Source organism: Novosphingobium sp. B-7, assembly GCF_000410615.1.
In the GTDB taxonomy this organism is placed as follows: domain Bacteria; phylum Pseudomonadota; class Alphaproteobacteria; order Sphingomonadales; family Sphingomonadaceae; genus Novosphingobium; species Novosphingobium capsulatum.
This window is the reverse complement of sequence record NZ_KE148447.1, coordinates 1-271: the sequence shown is the minus strand read 5'-3', so window position 1 is coordinate 271 and position 271 is coordinate 1. Positions and strand designations below refer to the sequence as shown.

The window sequence follows — 271 nt, the reverse complement described above, 5'->3', positions numbered from 1 at the left end:
CTCGATTCCATCCAGCGCGCCATCGTCTCGGTCAGTTCGGCACACGGCTACGAACTGATCGTCCATTCCACCCCGCGCGAGGGTGAGGCGGCGATTGCCGATACCCTGGCCTTTGCCGGGCGTTCGCGCGTCGACGGGTTGATCGTGCTGCCGCCGATCTCGGGCGTGGCGGGCCTGGCGCAGGCGCTGGACGCGGCCAAGGTGCCGGCCGTGGCGGTTTCTGCCGCTCGATGGGTTTGCCGGGGTGGTGTTGAGCGACGAGCGCGGCGCC

1 pseudogene is annotated in these 271 nt (G+C 70.1%); it reads left to right on the top strand.

Annotation, left to right across the window (positions count from 1 at the left end):
• Positions 1-271 (top strand): annotated as a pseudogene (locus H926_RS35025) (hypothetical protein); the annotation flags it as partial.